The following is a 20,005-nucleotide window of genomic DNA, read 5'->3' as shown; positions in this document are numbered from 1 at the left end:
TGTTCCCATGTATTATCGGTGAGCACTGTTCTTGCCATAATTTAGAGAGCCCTGTTTGAAATAGTCTCTTTATTTTAAAGCCTTTATACTTACTTTTACAGATTAGGGACACGCCCTAGCTATTGGCAGTAAATGTGACAAATAATGCAATGCCAAATACTATAGCAGTTTGAGCTTATTATAAAAGCAGGATCTGTGCGCGCTTAAGACATGATTCAGGTATGGTGTTTTTTGCTGCTATTATATTGCTAAAATTATTAAACCTACCATTCAAAAATAAGGCTACTATCTGTAGAAAGGTTGAATTATGCTAAGGCATGTACTCAATTCAATCGAGCATTCTCTAAATGGGTTAAAAATGGCTAAATTTTGCCAAACTGTGTCAAATAGCTGATGAATATCTCGATATTATTTGTGCTATTTTCCTTGTTTGGCGGCAATTTATCTTATTTTTTTCACCATTTTTAAAATGAAGACACGCCTTAGAAGGCAGGTTTTAAAAGACTGATTTTTTATTTATTAAACCAACAAGGAAGTGGTTATGCCAATTATTCATGTCAATAATGTTGAACTTTATTATGAAGACAGCGCGCCAAACGATAAGCAAAAACCCGTCATGGTATTTGCCCATGGTCTGCTGTGGAATACACACCTATTTGACAAGCAAGTTGAGTATTTTAAAGCCGGTTATCGCTGTATTACGTTTGATTTTCGAGGACAAGGTCAGTCTGAAATAACCAAGTCTGGCTATGATATGGAAACCTTAACCGAGGATACATTGGCATTATTAGAGGCACTAGATATTCATAAGTGCCATTTGTTAGGGTTGTCGATGGGCGGGTTTGTCGCCCAGCGTGTCGCACTCAAACGCCCTGAGCTATTGCTGTCGCTTACCCTGTTAGAGACTTCTGCTGATCCTGAAGATCCCAAAAACGTGCCGCAGTATCGTAAGCTGGTCAAAGCCATTCGTTGGTTGGGTCTCAAACGCGTGAGTAACAAGGTCATGCCTATTATGTTTGGCAATACTTTTTTGACAGACAAGTTGCGTAAATCTGATCGTAAGCAGTGGTTAACGATGCTACAAGGCAATCGCAAAGGCGGAGTCATTAAGGCCACAATGGGCGTCATTGAGCGGGCAGGCACCTACGATCAGCTAGGGAGTATTACGGTGCCGACATTAATCGTGGTCGGTGATGAGGACACAGCAACCCCTTATTCAAAGGCTGAACGTATGCATTTTGCGATTGCAGGGTCTAAATTGGCAGTGATCAAGGGCGCTGGTCATACCGCCACCGTAGAAGAGCCTGAGCAGGTCAATCGAGTGATTAACACCTTTTTAGCGGACTGTGTCTAGTTTTGAGTTGGTCTTGAAATAGTCCTAAATAAGGCATCGTTTTAATAATAATAGAGTAATGAAATCTTTGTGCTAAAAAAAGCCGTTATCACATTCAAGATAGCGGCTTTTTTATTGAGCGCATGTAAGAGATTACATTTAAAGTATTAATTTGAAACTTAGGCGCTTTCGTTCAGATTGAGGACATGCCCTATTAACCTTAAGATTTTTATTTATAACCGTGCCGTATAGTCATTATTGCCGTCATCAAGAGTGCCACATGCCTCGGCACGATTGACGATTTCTGTTGCCCACGCGCGATGGGTAGCAGGCTCTAGCATGGTATTATTGTATTTAAACACCGCTTTCGCCTCGCTATGCAAGATTGCTTGTGCTTCATCTAAAATGCTCAATGGTACGCAATAGGCTTGTTGCACCAGCGCAATTTGGCTTGGATGAATGACCGTTTTGCCGACCAATCCTAAGCTAACATCGCGGGTTAGCTCTTGCATAAATAGCGTTGGCTGATCCAAATATTCAAAGACGGGCGCTGTTAAATAAAAGCCATGCGGCACAAAGCAGCCGAGCAGCTGATAGGCAAGGGTGCCGATAGGGGTATCATAAACGATGCTGTTTTTGGGACGGCGCAAACGCAATGCTGCAAATAAATCATTGCCGCCGATACGTAAGGCAAATACAGGCTGGCTAAAAGCTTCTTTAAAACCAATGGCCAATTCCTGATTATGATGTGGATTAAATAGCGCTGCGGTTTCAAGCGTCGGCATCAATAGTTGCTCAGTGCTCAGATTTTGACAGGCCATACGCCAATTGGATAGGCTATACATATCGACTTTTGGCATGACAAAGCCATCAATCAAATCGATATGGGCAAAACCTGATAGCTGCTCTAACATCGCTGGATGACGCGGGCGTATAAATACCAGCGGGCGTGTTGGTTGCTCAATCTGAATATCGGCATGTTTTGATGGGTCATTGATGCTATCGACATGCGTCGCCCATGTATGCAGCAACGTTTGCAAGCGCTCAAGTGCCAGCTCAACATCATTATGGCTAACCGCATCTTCTAAACAGATGATAATGCTATTAATCGTTGGTAATTTATCACGCTTAATGACTTGCCAAATATCTTGGCGAGTTGCTGGCATGTATAGGCTAGCCCCCAACTGATACGGGTGATGCGCATGTGGTTTTAGCATCGCATGACGCTCAGTAATAAGGTGAGCGTAAGACTGGGTGTTTTGATAAAGAGTAGACTCGTTGTTTTGCATATCTGACATAATTGGCATCATCAATAGTGATAAGTGAATGGGTATGAAATCTAAGAGGTATCATCAAGTGGCATGGCTCAGCAGCAATGACCGCAAACCCAAAAATACGTTTGGTAATGTCAAATTCGTTTAGCCGACAAGAAGGAGTAGTTTTACCTTTTTCTTTCGCTGCTTTGATTTTGAGACGGGTCTGGTTTATAAAAACCGCGAGTGTAGCAATGATTAATGGTCTTCGCTACGTTGCTTGATAAGCGTGATGGCTTGATAGGGATGTATTTTATCACCTAATACACTAATAATGATATTTCGCTGGGCACATAAATGTCTTAGCAGTATGGTATCAGGATGATCAGCGCTGGCTAATAGTATGCGTTCAGGGTCACGGCGCAATATCGCCCGTGTTGCCTCTGCAATCGTTGGCTTAATGCGGTTACGATTGGTGATAGCGTAGTCTGCTGCCAGCTTGTCGATTAAAGCAGCTGTCTGATAGCGCGGCTGCTGAAACGTCGGCAAGCATTGCAAAGATGGGGCTAATGCACGGCGCGCTGCATCGATATGAGCGATGAAAGCTAAGCTATGGTCGACCTCAATTAAGTTATCATAAAACACGCTGCGGTGTAGCCCCAATGCTGGCTCGGTATATAAGCTACGTGATATAAGCCCCGACACCGTACTATTTAATAGCCCTGAGGGAATCAGCCAGTCATCGATACTAGCTGCAAGCCAAGCAACGCCAGCTGGATCAGCCAGCGTTAATAAGGGAATAACACTTGCGCCTTGATGAAAGATATTGGCAAAGTTTGCATGGCTAGGATCGCTAAATTTTTCTAAACTATGAGCAAGCTCTTGATAAATCGCGCCTTTGCCTGTCCAGCCGTCAACAAATACGATAGGACTGTCTGGATGAGCATTCAATATCATTTGTAACGCAACTGGATCAAGTCCGCGGTCGCGAATGATGCTGATACCATAATGCACGCTCGGCAAAGCATAGCTGCTATTAACGTCTGCTAACGCACGCTGCAACAAAACGCCCACTGGCAAACCTGCGCGCACCAAACTGACTAAGACTAATGGACGTTCAGTATTAACGGTATGTTCATTTCGAGATTTTTGAAAAATGTGATGTAGCGTATAAGCCAAATTAGCAATATCAGTGGCAGTCCTCTCAGCTCCTTGCTCTAATGCTTGCGTGTATAGCTGCTCATGTATAGCAGTAGGCGCTTGCTCCAAGGTCAACATATCAGAATAATGACGTTGCCCACTTTGAATAAGTGCTTCTTTTTGGCTCACAGGCACATCGGCGACCGCGTCTTTAGCGACTATATCGAGCAGTACGGTCACATCACTGGCAAGATAGCTGCCTGAGCCATATGCTGCTAATTTTTGAACATTAGGGTTTGTTATATGATGGGTCATAAAATAATTTCTACTTCTATAAACGGCGGCGATTATTGTTTTTATTTAGGAGGGATTAAGTGTTTAGAATGATTGAGAGCTAAGTCGTTCATGTAACTGACCATGATTGGGCATACCATACCAGTCAAGCAGCTGTAAAAATGGTAAATCTGCCAGACTGTCACCAAAGCCAAAGCTTGGTCGTTGACTGTCTAAATGATTAGCTAACAAGAACTGTACCGCATGGCGCTTATGAACTGCGTGCGGCAATATCGCTAGATTATTCGCATTCACGTGCACATAAAAATCCTGCTCAAAGTCTCGTATTAACGTTGGCAGTTTTGCAGCGAGATCTACTAATGCTTGATGGTCTTTTTGCCCATGTTTGATAGCCAGATAAATGGTTAATTCTCTATTATCAGCGCCATCACTAAAGCTATCGATATGCGGTGTAAAGACCAGCTGGCTACTGTCATTTTTGCTGTGATTCGCGAATAGCTGGCTCAGCTGCTGCAATTTTTCTTGCAATGGCGCAAGCTTATTATACATATGCTGTTGCCACTGGGCTTGTAACATACCGTCTTTGTCAAGAATAATCGCGCCATGAGTCAAAACTTGCCAGCTATCAAAAGGCAGTTTTACGCGCTGGATTTCACTACGGTCACGTGCCGTCACTACGATTAGATCAGTGCTAGCAAGTAGCCAGTTAAAAAACGTGGCTTGGCGCTGACTCATAAAACTTAATGGCTCGCCTTGTTTGTTAACGGTTGCACAAACTAAGTTTTCAGTTTCAGTGGTGGGTAAGTCCCATACGTCAATTTTACGCTGAGTTTGAAAGAGCGTATCGTCCAAATCCATTAGCGCGTAAGGCTTGAGAATATCAGGATTGGCTTGAAAGAATGGGCTGGTCATAAAGGTGTCCGTAAGGGTTGAATGTGAAAAGCAGAGCGGGATTTAGATGGTGGTTGTAAGAGGACAGTTCTTATAAAATAATTTACAGCGTCGGACTCACCACCAATACATTCTCCAAACCTTTCCACATACCATCAACGCTATCAGTGGAAGTTTCCACACACAAGACAATCAAATCCCAATCGCTAGGGGTAACGTTATACGCAAAGTTGGTCATACCAAGCCCATAATTATCATTAAAACTTAGCATCGAGGTAATTGCGCCACCAAGCGCAATCGGTGAGCGGGTTAACGCACTAAAATTAACCGTATTCTTACTATTCTCTACATGCGTATTTTGCGCAAGCCATTCCGCCAATAAAAACGGCAACCAAACAAACTCATTACTGCCCAATACTAAGATACGCTGTGGCAACTGTTCTTTCTCAAACGGCTCTTTCTCAGGTTGAGCTTGCTTGTTAAAAACGTTAAAGGCAGTTTGAAACCTCAAAAGATAATGATCAAACCCATCGGTGCTATCTAGAGTTGGGAAACGTCCCCAATTGCCAGTATTACCTAACGCTTGACTGCCTGCTTCAGTTGTATCGACCGATGGCATCGTTATCGGTTCGGGATTGGGCGCATCCGTCCAAGTCCATGCACCAGACAGTAGATGATGACGTTGAAAGTGGATATTAGGCAGGCGTTTTGCGATTTGGTCAGATACAGCTTCATTGGCATCGGCTGCATGCTGTTTCTGGTTTAAAGACCAATCAACCAAAGTGGTAAGATGTACTTGCTCTAGTTGGTCAAGTCCTGCATTACGAAGGGCAGTGACGACATTGACGCAAGTATTGCCTGTCGATGCTTCATCATCCACCATAATCAAGGTCTTGCTCGCTAGTAACTGCGCTTGGGTCACTGTATCTGCACTTTGATAAATGAGATGCTGGCTGGCATGACTGTGGTCTTCGCTGAAAGTGGTTAATAAAGAGTCGCTGCTACTGTCATGAATGTCATCATGTTGCGCATGACGCGTAGAGTTCAATAGTAAGGCATTGGGATAACGCGTTTGCAGAGCTTGATGTACCCCCGCAGATAAGCCGACGGCTGTCTCTGCCATGCCGATGACTAAAATCGGCTCAGGCAAATCGCTAGGAACCAAATTCGCCAAGTCAGTAAAAGCATGACGCATGGTACTAGGAGCCACTGGAATATGACGACCTAATACTTTTGAGACAAACAAAAAGGCACGTTTTGGGTTAATGCGTTGTGCAAAGCCAAGTAAGTCTTCTAATTGATAATCGTTACTTGGTTCTGCCCCATTTTTCGTAGTGGCTGAATTGGTTTGATAGATTAAATCAAGATTGCCGCGTGGTAAGGTAATGGTCGTGCTGTGTTGCTTATTTAACATTCATATTCCTTTGGACTTTCTTTTATATATAGTTACGTGTATTTCCTAACCTTCGCAGCCGACCAACCACAAAGCCCCGCGACTTTGTTTGCTTAATTGCGGCGTAGTCAGCGGCGCAGCTGTCGTGTGTGACATGCCAGATGAGCCAGATGAGTTATCTAAACTAATTCCAGCGCTTGCGAGTAGGGCGGATAATAACTGAAATTTCACCGCATAGTTCATATTTTGTGCATGCTCATGGACGAGGCTGGACGTTACCATGCCGATAACTTCGCCAGTTGGCAGTAATAAAGGGCTGCCACTAGAGCCTGGCTGAATAGGCGCAGTAAATTGCAGATACCGAATATCATCGCCAAACCCTGTCAGTCCTGAGATGCAGCCTTGCGTTACTTGTAATTGGCTACTCAATCCTGATAACGGAAATCCCAAGGTGGTGATGGTTTCACCCAAATTATCAGTACAACGCTGTGCTAAGGGTAAATAACTTGGCAGTGGCTCGCTTACTCTAATAATGGCTGAATCACTACCGATATCGCTGAGCACCACTTGCGCCTCACGATCAGGCTGCCCTTGCTGACGCACACCAATCATCGCCGCCGATTCAATGACATGATAACAAGTCAGTAAATGATAGGGATCGATAGCAAACGCTGTCCCTGTCCAAGTTTCACCAGACTGAACTTGTCTGGGCGGACGCGCGTCACTGTTAGGATAACCTTGCTGCTGTGCGCGCTGGGCATCTTGGATGAGGGCATGCGTATCTGGCGGACGCATATCAAGGCTCACTTGTACATGATGCTCAAGACTTGCCAGTCCTTGCGTGGAGCTTTCACCAAGGGCACGGCATTTAAATTGTCCATTGCGTCGGTATATCTCTAATATGATCGCCGCTTTAACATGGCGTTCACTTGCGGTAAATTCATAACGAATATCGCCCTCATTGAGGGTTAAGTTTACCTTGCTCAATTCAACAGCAGGTAAGTTTAGGCTTGGCTCATGATAAACATAAGCAATCAGTTGTAAAAAGCTTGCACCTTGTTTATCAAACAATGCAGGCAAATCCAATTGCCATGCATTTGGATCATCTTTGCTATTGAGCTGCGCCCATTCCTTCGGTTCATGAAGATAAGCAGGACTACAAGCGGCTTTGCGATGCTCATCCAAAGGTAGCCATAATAGCCCAAGCTGCTCGCCAAACTTTGACTGATCTGTCGTTGCAAAGGCGACCGAACAATTCGCTGTCGCGATGACCGTATTTGCCCCTAACACTAACGTGGTTTGTGCTGTCATCGTTTGCCTCTTATTGAATATATTCGGTTGTCATGGATGTATTATTGTCGATTCATTGCCGTCAGCTTTTTATATTATTATTTTGACTTATTCAGTGATCTCTTCTTCAACTTTTACACCGACCATAATTGAGCGTACTTGGCAGGGGGTTATTTGTTGCGCGATATCAGCCAGTATCGGTTTATCGGTTAAGCCTAGCCAATAAGCAAATCCAACTTGGGTTAAATCCACACCGCTATGGGTGGTGTAGTCGATGCCACCAGAAGGGCGGCTATTAATCTCAAGCACACGGTGCTGACCGTCATCATCGGCTTTGGTTTGGACACTGACGATGCCATCGCAGCCAAAGGCTTTTATGAGTGGAATGACGACATCCATGACCGCTTGCTCGTAGCCGATATGCTGAATTTTCCCCGTTTTATAACGGGTGACAGCAGCCAGCACTTCGCCATATTCACAGACGACATCGATAGAGTACTCTTGCCCTGACAAATAAGGCATTAGCAGCATAGGAATAGGGCGCTCATGCACCATGACACTGTTTGCATAGGCATTAATAAATTGCGCCGTATTTATTTTCTTCTCTTCAGTAAAATATAAATGCTCAAAGCTATCGTATTTCTCGCCTGTTTCTGTACCTGCTTCTCGACCCATTACTTTAACTTTGCCTAATCGCCAAAATCCTTGTGCAAAGATACCCGTAACCGGTTTGACACATAACGGCTGATCACCATATATGTCAAGTAACGCCTCAAGCTCTGCGACGTTATCAAAGCGCCACGCCTCGGCAACGGGAATATCATGCTGATGACACTGCTGCATAAAGGCAAACTTATCATCTATTACTTCTAACGCTGCCACACTCGTTGCACCCGTCAATAAACGAATGCCAGCCGCGTCAAACGCCTCACGGTGGGCTTCGTAATCAATACCATTGCGCCCAGTGAGCAACACTTTTACGTTGTTTTTCTGCGCTTGTTCTAACACAAACTGCCAACGCGGCATCAATGGCTCAACAGATTCGAGCACTGTTTGCTCATCGTTATCTGCGGTGCTAGTAGAAGGCTCGCGATAAACGCTATCGGCAAATTCAAAAATCTCAGGTCTATTGTGGCGATGTGAAGCGATAATATTGAACGAAGTATCAGCGTGATTTTTTAGGGTTTGCAGGCTGGCTAACATATCACGCTGGCTTGACTGACCTTCAGCTAACCAAATGGCAGGTGACGCGGCAGTTGATGTTATATGATCGTTATCGTTAGCAGGGGTTTTCATAATTCTCTCAGCATTATCGTAGGTTTTAGATATAATTGAATAATTCACTATCGTCATCGCAACACCATCAGGAATATAAGCAAGCCGTAATATTGCTAATAGTAGGGGCTATTATATACAAATGCTAAGCGTTATAAATGCTGCTGACAAAATAGCTTGAAGGATTTGTAAAAATATTTTTCAGGGTCATTGGCATGTTATTGAAGGGTCGTACGCTTTAAAAATCAGCGGCCATCCATGCTACTATATGACAATTATTAGCATAACAAACACACGCACATAATAAATAATTCAAAGGATGTATGATGAGCCAAATCCAACCTCAAAAACTGATTGCTGGTGCCAATGCGCCACTGCCGACGGATCATATTAGCATTCGTATTTTAAGCCAAAGTGCAGTCGATTGCGCGGCATATCGCCTGACAACTGACGGTAAAGTACGCGGCGATGGCGACATGATATTTTATGGGCAGACACGTAGCGATGATAGCAGTGTGAGTTTCCGTGGTCATGATAGCGATGGGTTTTTTGATATCAATTTACCTGCGCAGCCTGCAAATATCGAGAAGATAGCATTAGCGTTTTCTAGTGCGCAGACGCTTGCGCAAGTTGGCGATGTCGACATCCAGGTATTGCAAGGCAGTCAAGTGCTGATGACTTGCCAATTAAGTGCAGCTGGACGTAATGAAAAAGCGATTATTTTAGCCGAATGTTATCGCCGCCAAGGTAGCTGGAAGTTCCGTTTTATTGCCCAAGGTTTCGAAGGAGGGCTGAAGCCTTTGTCTGAGCATTTTGGTGTAGAGATTGCTGATGAAGCGCCCGCTCAAAGCCCTGCACAAGACCAGTCACAAGGTCAAGATCAGCCCATCAATACGCAGCGCCCAATTAATACGCAGAAAGCAGGTAGTGCACCTCAAACAAGCACGCCGCCGCCAATTCCTACAGCTTCTCCAAATCCGTCAATTAACCTAAGCAAAATCACTTTAACCAAAAATCAGTCTAGCATCAACCTAAAGAAACGTGATGACTTTGGTAAAATCTCTGTTAACTTGAACTGGAACCAAAATCCGACTGCTAATCAGCAAGCACCCAAAAAAGGCTTGTTAGGCGATCTTTTCAAACAACATAAAGCGGGCGGTATTGACCTTGATGTTGGGGCGATGATTCATCTAAAAAATGGTGGAAAAACCTTGATTCAAGCATTGGGTAATCGCTTCGGTAGCTTAACATCAGCGCCTTACGTGTGTTTGCGTGCTGATGATAGAACGGGACAGGTGAGCGGCGGTGAGTGGCTAGATATCAATGGGCAGCAGTGGGCGCAGATTGAAGAGGTGTTTATTTTTGCTTTTATTTATGAAGGGGCGCCAAATTGGGCGCAAACTGATGGCGTGGTTACTATTCATGTGCCGGAGCAGCCACCGATTGAAACGCGTCTGACGGAAGGTGCGGGCAATTTACCGATGTGTGCCATTGCCCGTTTGGTCAATCAAAATGGCAGTATCAACGTTGAGCGTATTAATGAATACTTTAAAGGACATCAAGAGATGGATAAAGCCTTTCATTGGGGCTTTAGCTGGAAACGAGGGAGTAAGTAAGTGCTTGAATAGCACCCCTTAATACAAAAAAACAGCCCCTCTATTGTCAATAGACGGGCTGTTTTTGTAATGCTTATTAATTATTAGTTGCATTACTTGCTATGTTCAACTTTCAGAAATGCTTTGATTTTCATACCTATCTAACTGAATTTGTAACTGTGTTAGCTTTTTATTAATCATTTCACGATTTTTTGCTGACTTCATCCAATTGGGTAGTCTTGAAGGCATGCTGGCATTACCAGCATCGGCTGTTCTTTCTCTTAATGTTGCATTGATATAACTATGTAATTCAGTTAAATGGTTCTGATTAAATGCCCAAATTTTGCCAAATCGGCAGGGTACTTGTAAGAAAAGAGGAAGCCCAAAATCAGCGTCAATAGCTAACCTTGCATCATAACGTTGGTATTTATTCGCTCTTTCTACGGGTACTGTATTGGTTTTACCACAATTTGAGCAGTCAATAGCAATAGTAGAGGGTAAAGCTCGTTTATAGGAGGATATTATTTCTTCATTAGCAGTCAATCGTGTACCACAAAAGCTACACGGGCAATCTCCTATTAAATTACATTGACCTACCCAGTCGGCTTGATCTTCATTTTTTACTAATGATAATTGGCAGTGTTTACAGACAAATTTAGCACACCAAACTTTGCGTTCACTTTCTATTCTGTATTGGTATTCATTTTCAACTTTATCTACAGTGTCACATTCGATACAGCATACTATACTTTGCTCGGCATAATAAGTTAGCCTGTAACCGTTATCAATGTGTCTTGCTTGCATATCTCTTTCACACTCTAAGCTTATTTTATTCATATTATAATAATCAAAAAAACAGCTCAACGAAAGTCGTTAAGCTGTTTGTATTGAAAATAATGAAATTTAAAAATAGATCAAAGATTACGCATGCGGCGTGATGGCAGGCATCAAGTCATGAAAAGTACGACCAGAAGCCGTTTCACCAATTGCATGCATTTTCCACTCATTATTATGACGATATACTTTTGCCATAATCATCGCGGTATGCCCACCTTGCGCTGATAAATTGTAGCGGGCGACTTCCTGATTGTTATTGGCATTGATGATACGACAAAATGCATTTTCTACCGTTTCAAAGGTTTGACCAGTGAAACTATTGACGGTAAATACTAGAGAGACGACATTGGCAGGGATTTTTGAAAGATCGACATTGATAACTTCGTCGTCACCATCGCCGTCGCCAGTGCGGTTATCACCAGTATGGACGATACTGCCATCTTTTGATTTCAGCTGACTGAACCAAATCGCATCGATGGCTTGTTTATTAGTATCAAACATGATGCACGAAGCATCTAAGTCAATCGAGTCGCCGCCGCTACCACCACCGAATAATTTGCCCAAGAACCCACCTTTTTTGTCTTGAGGGTTTTGAGCAACGTCCCAGCCTAGACCCAGTTTTACTTGGGTAAGCTCGCCGCCCGCTTCTTTGCTTAGGGAGATTTTTTGACCTTTTTGTAAACTAACTGCCATGTGATATTCCTTATACTACAGTGTTATAGTAATTGTGAGTAGAGGGTTGAATAAAGTCTATGATGACGAGGAGTCGTTGTAACATACAGCTTTAAAAACATAATAATAGCTATAAGATGTTGCCAAGCAAACTGTTATTGCCGCCGCGACCGCCTGAGCTAGTCCCTAAGACGCTTTGTAGCCAGCCTTGGTAGCTATCACGATTACGAGAGCAGATAATGACTTTGCCTGAGCCTGAGAAGTTTAAAACCATACCTTCGCCACTGGTGACCGAATTGATAATATTGCCCATGAAGCCTTTTTTCTTACTGGTGGCGACTGACAGTTTGTATTCTAAACGCGAGTCCCAACAGACCACATGACCGTTATCGATGATGACGTCTTTACCAGGTTCGACATCAATCTCAAACAATGAGCCAAAACCCGATACCACTACCTGACCTTGACCTTGCGTCTGCATCACCATAAAGCCGCCAGTATCACCAAAGACGGCGCCACCTAGATTACGTTGAATCTTAGCCTTCACATCGACACCCGTTTGCGCCGCGACAAATGCGCCATCGCTTAAAGTATATTGCTGCGCACCGCAATCAATGATTTGCATATCACCGTCGAGCGTTGGCGCAAGTAAACAATCGCCTTCACCGTTCACGGCTTCAATCTGCTGCTGAAACAAGGATTCATCATTGGCAAAACGGCGCATAAGTGATTGCATCAGACCGCCTTGTAGCTTGCCTTTTAGCTCAAGGTTTGATTCCATCATCACCATTGCATTGGCTTCACAATAGATGGAGTCGCCTTTTTTGAGGTTACAATGAAGAAATGGTTCAATGGTACCGATTAAGCTAAACGTGGCGGTCATAGGGTGCGAATCCTTATATCAGTATTCTATATGTTTGTAAGTCATGTCTGTAAGTCGGCTTAACCATAGATTTTCGCTAGCCTATTACTTTTAAAGCCATCAAATGCGATAGTAGTGCACACTTGATGGCTTTTCGGGCTTATATTATTAGCGCTAAATGTTAGTCAGCTCTTAAACATTAACGCCATAAGAAGCTGCTAATGGTCCAAGACCACCGCTGAAGCCTTGACCGACGGCACGGAATTTCCAGTCACCACTATGGCGATACAATTCACCAAAAATCATCGCGGTTTCGGTGCTACCGTCTTCTGATAAGTCATAACGTGCGATTTCAGCATCACCATTGTCATTAACAACACGGATGTAGGCATCACCCACTTGACCAAAGTTTTGATTGCGGCTTTGACCTTCATAAATAATCGCACAGATAGCGACTTTGCTTACGTCAGCTGGAATGCTAGCAAGATTGATTTTGATTTTTTCATCATCGCCGTCGCCTTCACCAGTACGGTTATCACCTGTATGCTCAACCGCGCCATTGTCTGACTTTAAGTTATTAAAAAAGATGAAATCTTGGTCATTACGTACTTTGCCTGCTTCATTGACCAAAAAGCCAATTGCATCTAAGTCAAACTCTTGACCGTCAGTAGCACGTGGATCCCAGCCAAGACCGACTGTAATATTGGTTAAACCCGGCGCTTCTTTTGATAAGTTTACGTTGCCGCCTTTTGTTAAGCTAATAGCCATATAAATATCCTTTTGATTAATAATTGAGTGGATTGAATGATAAAAAAATAAACTAAAATAGTGCAGTGGTCGATATATAAATGCAAACAATGAATAAATTTACTCGTATGCCACGCCCTGCATATCATTACGATTTACTATACTAAGCGATTGCTTACTAAGCAAGGCGTATTTTGTGTGATTACGATATGATTACTAAGCGACATATCAATGCTGCAAGTCTGATACTTTTTAACCGTCCGAGCAACAGTCGTTAAGGTGTTGTTATCAAAAAGTAAATTAGATCGTCAGGTAGTGCAACATAAAAAAGCACTTATTCAACGGGTGTCAAATAAGTGCTTTAAAGCAAAAACGGGTCATACCAACTGCTTTGGTACAACCCGTCTATTTTTAAACTAACTTTATCTATCCACTTTATACTATTTGATATTAAAAATTTTTGCTTGGTTTTTTAACATCGAACGAGCATCAAGTAATTGATTTAGCTTCTCGCTTACGATAATTGAGTGAAGCAACAAACGCCCAACCAATAAAGGTAATACCAATCAGACCAGTGATAAGCTCTGGTACATGGAATTTCACTGATAGCAGCATGATGATAGCTAAAGCACCGATAGCATAATGCGCGCCATGCTCAAGATAGACATATTCATCAAGGGTGCCTTTGTCGACCAAGAAGATAGTCATCGAACGTACGAACATCGCACCAATAGCCAGACCTAGCATAATAACGATTACGTCATTAGTAATCGCAAATGCGCCAATCACACCGTCGAAACTGAATGAAGCATCAAGGACTTCTAGATATAAGAAACCGATAATACCACCTTTCATAATCGCGCTAGTTGCAGCACCAGTACTATTACCTTGAGCGTCTAGTTCTTCTTCAAGATCACCCTCTAACATACCAGAAACCACTTGTACGCCAAGGTAAACTAAGATGCCCCATACGCCAGCGATTAGGACCGCAGCTGATTGCTCAGGCTTGGCAAATGATACGGCAATCATCAAGACGATAAGCGCGACAAACACGCTCATGGCATCGACTTTGCCTAATTTTGCCAGACGGCTCTCAAGCCAATCGAACCAGTGTACTTCTTTTTCATCAAAGATGAAGTTTAAGAAGACGAGCAATAAGAAAATACCGCCAAATGCTGAGATTTCGGCATGATGCGCCAATAGTCTGGCTGAGTATTCTTTAGGATCGTTCAATGCCAAATCGATTACTTGCATCATACCAAGGTCGGCAGTAACAGCGACGATAACAATAGGGAATACCAAACGCATACCAAAGACGGCGATTAAAATACCCACCGTTAAAAATATCTTTTTCCAAAAATCGTCCCAGCCCTTAAGGACTGAGGCGTTGACCACCGCATTATCAAACGATAATGAAATCTCCATGACGGCCAAAATAGCGGTAATAGATAGGGTGGTTATCATACCGCCCATACCGCCATGTGAATATCCCCACCATGCCGCGACCGCTAGGGCGATGGCGGTGAAAATAAAGTCTAAATAAAAATGTCTCATGACACATCCTGTCTGGTTGCATAAAGCTAAGGTCGGCCTACTATAGGCACAAACCACAAAAAAAGCGGTTATTGCTAACCACTTTTTTTGCATAATTCTAAACGAAACATAAAGCATTACTAGTCATTTAGCTATGAATAATTGTGACTATTTTGCAACCATATTTTACAGCCATTATCATTTCTAATGGTGAGTACAAATAGAGGGCTAATACTTGCTTTATATTTTGAGTTTAATTGTCATATAGTAGTCTAGGCATGAATAAGTTATCAAATTAGATAACAACGCCATACTGTTGACACATGGCTTGCAAGCCGCCTGAATAGCCTTGACCAACGGCGCGGAATTTCCACTCACCGTTGTGACGATAGACTTCGCCAAATACCATTGCTGTTTCCACAGAGTAGTCTTCTGCCAAATCAAAACGTACCACTTCAGTGCCTGTCTCTTCATTCACGACACGAATAAAGGCATTGGCAACTTGACCAAAGTTTTGACTACGAGCCGCCGCATCATGAATAGTAACAGTGACGACAATTTTATCCACATCAGCTGGGACTTGCGTGAGATTTACTTTAACGACTTCATCATCTCCATCACCTTCGCCAGTGCGGTTATCACCAGTATGCTCAACCGCGCCATTATCAGACTTAAGCTGGTTATAGAAAATGAAATCATGGTCGCCGCGTACTTTACCTGCTGTATTCAGTAAAAACACACTGGCATCAAGATCAAACTCAGCACCAGAAGTTGCGCGTTCATCCCAACCTAGACCGATAAGCAGCTTGGTCAAATTTGGGTCAGTTTTGGTAAGCGATAAGTTACCGCCTTTATTAAGTGATAAAGCCATGGGGTTATCCTTGTTATTAGAGTGATTAAGGGTTTGATAGTTAAGTTATATAAATAAAAACAATCGCAATAGTGGGATTAAAGCGCTCGTAAATCTACGCTTCACGGTTGCTTAGCTATTACTTAGCTAGTATTTAGTGACGCTCTATCATAGCAACAAAAAATGACCCAATCAAAGCTGATTGGGTCATTGTTATGTGTACGACCAGACTGACTATAAAAGTTGGCGTCTAAATGCGGTGGTCAACCTTTATATCTATCCATAAACCTAAATTATCATCCCTGACGATGACGAATCTCAAAACTTTGATGAATGGGCTTTTTAGTATCAAAATCAAAACCAATGGTTTTTTGCGTGATATCGACAATATCATAACGCTCGGTTAACTGCTCATCGAGCTCAAAGCGGGTAAAGTTATTGGAAAAATACAAAATCCCGTCAGAGGTCAAGCGGTTCATCGCACGATTAATGAGGGCAGAGTGGTCGCGCTGCACATCAAAGGTACCTTGGAACTTTTTCGAATTCGAAAAAGTCGGTGGATCGATAAAGATGACATCAAATTGTTCAGTATTGTCTTTAATCCATTCAAAGATATCGGCTGCGACGAATTGATATTTATTGCGGCTAACGTCCAGACCATTTAATACAAAGTTTTGCTTACCCCAGTCTAGATAGTTCTGTGACAAGTCAACGCTAGTGACTTTTTTCGCGCCAGCAAGCGCCGCATGCACACTTGCAGTACACGTATAAGCAAATAAGTTCAGTACAGATTTATTACGACTGTTGTCTTTGATACGGGCACGCATATTACGGTGATCAATGAACAAACCCGTATCTAAATAGTCCGTAAAGTTGACGTAAAAATAAGCACCATCTTCACGTGCAACATGAAATTTACCACGCTTTTCGGTGGTGTTCTGTTTGCTATATTGGTCATTACCAGACTGGCGTGCACGGGTTTTGATAAATATTTGTTCACGGTTAATACCAAAAACTTCACGAATACCCATTAGTGCCAAGTTGAAGCGTTTTTTAGCCGTCTCAGGTGGAATGGTTTTTGGTGGCGCATATTCTTGCACGTGCACATAGTCGCCATATAAGTCGACGGCGACTTTGAAGTCGGGCAAATCCGCATTGTAAACGCGCAAATTACTAACCTTGTCTTTTTTAGCCAACTTCTTCAGCTTGGACAGGTTTTTCTGCAAGCGGTTGATAAAGTCTTGTCCCTCTTCCACTTCAATTTCACGTTTTTCGAAGCGACTAACGAGATTGCCCGTTCGTCCCGCAATCAACGTGCCATAGCGGAAATAAACGGTGATAGCACCATTATGACAGCGTAAGGTTTTTGGTTCTTTGATAGGTAAGATATCAACTTGCTCAACATTAGATGCCAATATGCCAAGCATCGGATCAATGCCGCTACCAGCAAAGCTGTCTTGCAGAATAAGCCCAATCGCTTGATATAACGGCTTAATCATCTCTTCGTCACCCAAACGCTCACCATAAGGTGGGTTGGTGATGATGAGAGGGTTGCTCAATCGACCGTCATCGACCAATGGCTTCAGAATAGTGCTCAGTTGGTCAAGCGCACGCGTCTCAAGATCAAGCAGTGGTAGTAAATCTTGCAAACCTGCGGCAATCAGGTTTTTCTCTGTTGCTAAAATCGCGCCGCTATCGGCATCAAACCCCAAAATCAGCGGTAATGTATCTGGTTGCTCATTAGCAATTGCTAATGCTTCGCGGAAGCGTGTTTGGGCATCATCGATCATCTGTTGCCATAAGGCATCGTCATGATGCTGCCATTGGTAAAAACCAAATTGATTGGCGGCTTTATCGATACCCACAGCATAATCGCAATGCATGAGTAGTGCTTCAATGATAAAGGTGCCAGACCCACACATTGGGTCAATTAGCGCATTATAAAAAGGTGCATTGCCAGCTTCATTTTTCTTGTGCCAGCCTGCACTATATAGTAGAGCCGCTGCCAAGTTTTCTTTGAGTGGTGCTTCAGTCATTGCCACACGATACCCACGGCGATGCAAACTGGTACCTGATAAATCTAAATACAGCTCAGCTTGCTTATCATTCACGGTTGCAAATATAGAAAAGTCTGGATTTTTACTATCGACGTTAGGACGGCTGTCATAAACTTCATTGAATGTATCTGCAATCGCATCTTTGATACGTAGCATCGCAAACTGTTGACTGACGGCGACACGCTTGTCGACCGACAGACGAATGGCAAAGGTTTGTTCTAAACTAAACTGCTCAATCCAATTGACCGATTTTGCCAAGCCATAAAGTTGCTCAGCCACATCGTATTCGGCATTGATGTTTTTGCGTTTAATGAGCATTAATACCCGCGAGGCGACACGTGACCACAAACAAATACTATATAAGTCACGCAAAGTACCAGTAACTGCCAGACGGCCTGTACTTTTGATTTCGCTTGCAATACCAAAACTTGTCAGCTCAGTTTGGAGTGGTGCCTCAAGCCCATCGGCACAGGTGATAATAAGGTCAAGCGACAATTCTGGTGAAGCTGCTGTTAGAGATGCGGGTGCGGTTGTTTCGGTCATACGGATACCTGTGGGCTAAATTGATAAGTAATGCACATCATAAAATAAGATGTTTAACCGCCAATTTTACCATAATTCGGGGCAGGATGGTTTAAAGTGGTGGTGTTTATCAAAGAGAGATTCAGCAACGCTACCTTTCACAAAATCATGCTTACCATACTGAGGATGAAAACCTTAAGCCTAAAAATTGTGGGATAAATTGCTCAAGAGATAAATAATATAATGAGCTTATTTATCCGCTTTGCTCAGTGGTGGTGTTTCTGACACGACCTGCGTTGTAGTCGCAAAAGGTTTAGTGGCAATAGGATAATCCACATCCTTTGGCATAAGCAGACGCATATGAGGATAAGGAGTAGAAATATTAGCGGCATCAAAGGCACGCTTGATATCTTCTTTTAGACCTTCTTTAATTTTGGGCATGCGCGCGACAGCAGCAGGCTTGACCCAAAAACGCACGATAAAGAACACTCCGTATTCACCAATTTCATCCACGGTGGCGGAGGTTTCAGGACGGCTGAGTACCACATCGGTGTCAGTAAGCACCTGCAAAATTTCCTTGCGAGCAGTATCGACATCATCTTCAAAGGCGATACGCACACGAATATCGAAACGTATGAAGTTCTTGGAGGTTAAATTGGTCACCTCAGAGGAGGCAACGTTAGAGTTGGGAATAATGACGGTGATGTTGTCTCGCGTCAAAATATGGGTGGTGCGTAACGCAATGAGTACGACGCGACCCTCATTGTCATTGATATGAATCCAGTCGCCAACCTGAAAAGATTGTTCGAGTAAAATGGTAATACCTGCAATGAAATTAGCAAGCGTTGATTGGGCAGCAAAACCGACTGCCAAGCCCACAATCCCTAAACCTGCGACCAATGAGACGATATCGAAACCAAATTGCGCCATGACGCTGGCAAGTCCGAGTACCAATAGCAGCACTGACAAGATGTTTTGAAGCAGCTGCTCTATAGAAGCATTGAGACCATAATGCTGTAACACCTTATGGATAATCTGTCCAGATGACGCCCAAAGTACATAATAAATCCCCGCCCATGTACTGGCTTTTGCAGTGGCTTTGATAGTCTCTGGCTCAAAGTAAATCTGGCTCATAATGGCAATCAAGCTGGCAACTATCCAGATATAACGCAAGACTGAACGGACAATCTTAGTACGGCGCTCATTCAGGCGGATTTTTGTCCTACTTTGCTTAAGGATATAAATGGCAAGCCAATAAAAAAATCCCAACACTGCCAGCAGTATTAGGATTTTGATGGCAGTACTAGCGAGCTCTACCGCTTGAGACGACCAATCAAGTGACTCTTCATCGACAGAGCCACCAAGCGCAAGGTAGAGGCTAGTATGCAGGTCACGAACAATCTCTTTAAAAAAATCAGTAATACTAGCGATTGCCATTTTTTGGTCCATGCAGAGTTTTTA

16 protein-coding genes are annotated in these 20,005 nt (G+C 43.2%); 2 read left to right on the top strand and 14 right to left on the bottom strand.

What is annotated here, in order from left to right; translation table 11 throughout:
* Positions 1-541 precede the first annotated feature (541 nt).
* Complete coding sequence (locus tag ACP7AE_RS11710; RefSeq protein WP_201560091.1) at positions 542-1,354, top strand: alpha/beta fold hydrolase; 813 nt, start codon at positions 542-544, stop codon at positions 1,352-1,354.
* Positions 1,355-1,566: 212 nt separating this feature from the next.
* On the opposite strand, the gene ACP7AE_RS11705 is transcribed toward ACP7AE_RS11710, so the two are convergent.
* From ACP7AE_RS11705 to ACP7AE_RS11680, 6 genes are all read right to left on the bottom strand, one after another.
* Entirely contained in the window at positions 1,567-2,631 is a 1,065-nt protein-coding gene (locus ACP7AE_RS11705; RefSeq protein ID WP_083475641.1) for an HpcH/HpaI aldolase/citrate lyase family protein, read from the bottom strand.
* A 213-nt stretch (positions 2,632-2,844) separates the two neighbouring features.
* Positions 2,845-4,041 (bottom strand): cysteine protease StiP domain-containing protein, encoded by a 1,197-nt coding sequence (locus ACP7AE_RS11700; protein WP_426243238.1) that lies wholly within the window; start codon positions 4,039-4,041, stop codon positions 2,845-2,847.
* 63 nt (positions 4,042-4,104) lie between these two features.
* On the bottom strand, positions 4,105-4,932 hold the full coding sequence (locus ACP7AE_RS11695; protein ID WP_426243236.1) for an HAD hydrolase family protein: 828 nt from the start codon (positions 4,930-4,932) through the stop codon (positions 4,105-4,107).
* An 82-nt stretch (positions 4,933-5,014) separates the two neighbouring features.
* Positions 5,015-6,325: a phosphoribosyltransferase domain-containing protein gene (locus ACP7AE_RS11690; protein ID WP_426243234.1), complete on the bottom strand. Its 1,311-nt coding sequence runs from the start codon at positions 6,323-6,325 to the stop codon at positions 5,015-5,017.
* Between the two features lie 45 nt (positions 6,326-6,370).
* The gene (locus tag ACP7AE_RS11685) at positions 6,371-7,615 is read right to left on the bottom strand and encodes a trypsin-like peptidase domain-containing protein (RefSeq protein WP_426243232.1); all 1,245 of its coding nucleotides are present in this window, start codon (positions 7,613-7,615) and stop codon (positions 6,371-6,373) included.
* 87 nt (positions 7,616-7,702) lie between these two features.
* Positions 7,703-8,890: an ATP-grasp domain-containing protein gene (locus tag ACP7AE_RS11680; RefSeq protein WP_426243230.1), complete on the bottom strand. Its 1,188-nt coding sequence runs from the start codon at positions 8,888-8,890 to the stop codon at positions 7,703-7,705.
* Positions 8,891-9,195: 305 nt separating this feature from the next.
* Here ACP7AE_RS11680 and ACP7AE_RS11675 point away from each other — a divergent pair, with 305 nt between their 5' ends.
* A complete protein-coding gene (locus ACP7AE_RS11675) occupies positions 9,196-10,485 on the top strand; it encodes a TerD family protein (protein ID WP_426243228.1) in 1,290 nt (429 codons plus the stop codon).
* Between the two features lie 105 nt (positions 10,486-10,590).
* Here ACP7AE_RS11675 and ACP7AE_RS11670 read toward each other — a convergent pair whose 3' ends face one another.
* From ACP7AE_RS11670 to ACP7AE_RS11635, 8 genes are all read right to left on the bottom strand, one after another.
* Positions 10,591-11,301 (bottom strand): hypothetical protein, encoded by a 711-nt coding sequence (locus ACP7AE_RS11670; protein ID WP_426243226.1) that lies wholly within the window; start codon positions 11,299-11,301, stop codon positions 10,591-10,593.
* 84 nt (positions 11,302-11,385) lie between these two features.
* Entirely contained in the window at positions 11,386-11,994 is a 609-nt protein-coding gene (locus ACP7AE_RS11665) for a TerD family protein (protein ID WP_201554265.1), read from the bottom strand.
* A 109-nt stretch (positions 11,995-12,103) separates the two neighbouring features.
* On the bottom strand, positions 12,104-12,856 hold the full coding sequence (locus ACP7AE_RS11660) for a TIGR00266 family protein (RefSeq protein WP_296241321.1): 753 nt from the start codon (positions 12,854-12,856) through the stop codon (positions 12,104-12,106).
* A 171-nt stretch (positions 12,857-13,027) separates the two neighbouring features.
* Entirely contained in the window at positions 13,028-13,603 is a 576-nt protein-coding gene (locus ACP7AE_RS11655; protein ID WP_045445372.1) for a TerD family protein, read from the bottom strand.
* A 468-nt stretch (positions 13,604-14,071) separates the two neighbouring features.
* Positions 14,072-15,136: a DUF475 domain-containing protein gene (locus tag ACP7AE_RS11650; RefSeq protein ID WP_238048662.1), complete on the bottom strand. Its 1,065-nt coding sequence runs from the start codon at positions 15,134-15,136 to the stop codon at positions 14,072-14,074.
* A gap of 274 nt (positions 15,137-15,410) precedes the next feature.
* Positions 15,411-15,986, bottom strand: coding sequence for a TerD family protein (locus ACP7AE_RS11645; protein WP_055123872.1), 576 nt, complete (start codon positions 15,984-15,986; stop codon positions 15,411-15,413).
* A gap of 275 nt (positions 15,987-16,261) precedes the next feature.
* Entirely contained in the window at positions 16,262-18,565 is a 2,304-nt protein-coding gene (gene rlmKL, locus ACP7AE_RS11640; protein ID WP_426243223.1) for a bifunctional 23S rRNA (guanine(2069)-N(7))-methyltransferase RlmK/23S rRNA (guanine(2445)-N(2))-methyltransferase RlmL, read from the bottom strand.
* A gap of 228 nt (positions 18,566-18,793) precedes the next feature.
* A complete protein-coding gene (locus ACP7AE_RS11635; RefSeq protein WP_226950312.1) occupies positions 18,794-19,981 on the bottom strand; it encodes a mechanosensitive ion channel family protein in 1,188 nt (395 codons plus the stop codon).
* Between the last annotated feature and the right edge of the window lie 24 nt (positions 19,982-20,005).

It is taken from the genome of Psychrobacter sp. TWP2-1-2 (genome assembly GCF_049896785.1).
Classification (GTDB): domain Bacteria; phylum Pseudomonadota; class Gammaproteobacteria; order Pseudomonadales; family Moraxellaceae; genus Psychrobacter.
This window is presented reverse-complemented; position numbering and strand designations above follow the sequence as displayed.